This window comes from Novosphingobium sp. (genome assembly GCF_036733805.1).
GTDB lineage: Bacteria > Pseudomonadota > Alphaproteobacteria > Sphingomonadales > Sphingomonadaceae > Novosphingobium.
The window spans coordinates 1-2708 of the sequence record NZ_DAIMZT010000128.1 but is presented as its reverse complement, the minus strand read 5'-3'; the positions used below and the strand labels follow the sequence as shown (position 1 = coordinate 2708).

General features: G+C 60.7%; 5 protein-coding genes. 3 read left to right on the top strand and 2 right to left on the bottom strand.

Annotated elements, in window-relative coordinates:
* The coding region (locus V7D69_RS15770) for a hypothetical protein (RefSeq protein WP_333606304.1) at nt 1-312 on the top strand (312 nt) is incomplete at its 5' end.
* Nucleotides 313-371: 59 nt separating this feature from the next.
* Nucleotides 372-1202 (top strand): alpha/beta fold hydrolase, encoded by an 831-nt coding sequence (locus tag V7D69_RS15765; protein WP_333606303.1) that lies wholly within the window; start codon nt 372-374, stop codon nt 1200-1202.
* 30 nt (nt 1203-1232) lie between these two features.
* Here the strand turns inward: V7D69_RS15765 and V7D69_RS15760 are convergent, their stop codons facing one another.
* Nucleotides 1233-1394: a hypothetical protein gene (locus V7D69_RS15760; RefSeq protein ID WP_324061415.1), complete on the bottom strand. Its 162-nt coding sequence runs from the start codon at nt 1392-1394 to the stop codon at nt 1233-1235.
* Between the two features lie 95 nt (nt 1395-1489).
* Nucleotides 1490-1678 (bottom strand): DUF3008 family protein, encoded by a 189-nt coding sequence (locus tag V7D69_RS15755; RefSeq protein ID WP_324061427.1) that lies wholly within the window; start codon nt 1676-1678, stop codon nt 1490-1492.
* 259 nt (nt 1679-1937) lie between these two features.
* Between V7D69_RS15755 and V7D69_RS15750 the strand changes: the two genes are divergently transcribed.
* Nucleotides 1938-2639, top strand: coding sequence for a Crp/Fnr family transcriptional regulator (locus V7D69_RS15750; protein ID WP_324061414.1), 702 nt, complete (start codon nt 1938-1940; stop codon nt 2637-2639).
* Nucleotides 2640-2708: the final 69 nt, after the last annotated feature.

Genomic DNA, 2708 nt, shown 5'->3' with positions numbered 1-2708 from the left:
GTGGGCGTCACCTTCATGGCGGACGGTGCTGAATATCCGCATCAGGCTTTCTTCTGCGGGCCTGAACAGATGACTGAATGGCGAGATTGGTTGGCCGGTTTCGGTGTGCCGACGTCACCGTTCTGGACGCGCGCGGGGGTGGAAGCGCTCATGTTCTTCCGCGATCCTTCCGGCAATGTGTGGGAGCTTTACTGCGAAGAGGGGTTCAAGTCCGCTGACACACTGCCTCGTGGACCCGCGCGCGGACACGGCACGTCTTTAGACATCGATGCTTTGCGCTATAACAGCTGGAAGATGCCGGCGGCCAAGTAAACTCGCGTTTGCCGACAAGATTGCCGGCAAAACCGCTCCGACAAAGAGAAGGCATCTGCATGGCGTTGACACAGATCACCGACACGGTCCAATCAGGCGATGTCACATTATTTGTGCGCAAATTCGGCGCGCCCGGCAATATGCCGCTGCTTATACTGCACGGCGGCAATTATTATGACTCGGCGGACTGGGTCGAGGTTGCGGAACAGCTGGCGGCTGACCGCGAGGTCGCCGCTTTCGATGCGCGCGGGTTCGGCAATTCCAGCCGAAGCCCCAGCAAGAACTATGGCTTTGCCGCGGCGTTGGACGATGTGTGCGCGGTGCTTCGCCAACTTGGATGGAGCCGCGCTGTCATCGTGGGGCATTCGCGCGGCGGTTCGCATGCGCTGCTGGCCGCTGCCCGGATGCCGGAGATCGCAGCGGGACTGGTCCTTGTCGATTACAGCCCCGCGCTGGGCTTCGGACCGCCGGGGGGTGCTCCACCGGCGGCGGACGAAGCCTTGCCCATATTCCCCACGATCGAAGCCGCTCTGGACAGCACCAGCCGATACCGGCCCGATCCCCTTACCGCCGAAGCGAAGGAACGCGCGCTTGAATTTCTGGAGCCGGTGGACGGCGGGTTCCGCCTTGCCAAAAGAGACCCCTCGTTCATGAGCCACGCGGGGGAAACGGGCGCTCCGCTCGTTCCTCGCCAGGGATACGAAGAATTGGCGGACGTGCGCTGTCCGGTCCTGATTATCCGCGCGGCCAAGTCCCCGTTATTCAAACCGGAAGACCTGACGCGCCTGGATACGATGGACCGCGTGGAAATCCGGGAGATCGATTCGGGTCACGACGTGATCGGCGAGGCCCCGGCCGCATTCGTTGCGGCGTTGAGAGACTGGCTGTGACGGCGCCGGGCGCCAGCATGGACCGCCGTTTCAGGAAGCGGGGCTGATCGCCTCCTCCAGCATGATAAGCGCCATGTCGATCGCGGCTCTTCGCACGCCGGCCCGCCCGATTGCGCCGAAATGTTCTTCGCCTGCGTTGTTGACCAGGATATCGATCCGCCCGGAACGTATCCATCGTCTGCGCGACCACACGGTCGCACATCTTGTGCGATCCCAAGTCGGCCTTGATGGTGATGGCGCGGCGGCCCTCTTCTTTCACAATACGTTTGGTTTTGGCCGCATCGTCATCAGCTTTTCCTGACGTGCTGGCGCTTACCCTTGCGACTGGTCGAGGCCATTTTTTTCAGTTCGCGTTCGCTCATGGACTTTTCCATCGACTTGGCCGCGCCTTTGAGCTTGCTTTCAGGGGTCTCTCCCCGTTTGGCCGATAGCGCGGCGCCCGCGGCTTTTTGCTGTGCTGCCGATTTTGCAGGCATGGCTGTGTCTCCTCTTCCTTTGCGGATCCGTTGTTTGGCCCGCGATGTCGGGGGTCTTGTTCCTGGAACGCAGCGAACGCGTCTGAAGTTCACGGCGTTGACGAAGAAAAGCGCATCACTATCTTCGATGGTCGCCATTTCGGGGGCGGGGGCGCCGAATATGCCGCAATCCCCCGAGGGAGGAGCGCTTTTCACTTCTTTCGTTTTGCGCTAACGGACCGGTTCAAGCCGCGTCCGCGGCGCCGGTGAATGATAGATCATGTCCACTTGTGACCTTTGCGTCGTGCGCAATCGCGCCATCTGCTCATCGCTTGACGCAAAGGAACTCGAAGCGCTGAACGCGATCGGGCGAACCCGCAAGGTTACGGCCGGTGAATCGTTGATTTGGGAAGGCGAGGATTCGGTCCTTGTCGCGAACGTCATCGAAGGCGTGCTGAAGCTGTCCACCAATACGGAAGACGGGCGCGAGCAGATCGTAGGAGTGGTCTATCCGTCCGATTTCATTGGCCGCCCGTTCGGGGGCAAGTCTGGTCACGGCGTTACCGCTTTGACGGACGCCAAGGTCTGCGTCTTTTCGCGCCGCGATTTCGATGCTTTCGCCCGCGAACACCCCAAGCTGGAGCACAAGCTGCTGGAGCGCACACTGGGGGAACTGGACCGCACGCGGCGTTGGATGTTGCTGCTGGGGCGCAAGTCCGCCTCGGAGAAGATGGCAAGCTTTCTCGTTGAGATGGCTGAACGGATGGGCGGCTCAGGCTGCAAGGTGGAGCTTGAGAAACCGAACAGGCGCCAGCTGGTCTTGCCGTTCTCTCGCCAGCAGATCGCGGACGTGTTGGGCCTTACCATAGAGACGGTAAGTCGGCAGTTCACGCGGCTGAAGACCGAAGGGATAATCGACCTGCCTTCCCGCCGGGATGTCGTGATCGTCGATTACCAGGCGCTCATGGCCGAAGCTGGATAATTCCCTGTAAGACACCTTTATCCTTGACATAACGAACCATTTGGGTTATATGCCGCAGCACTCGGGATA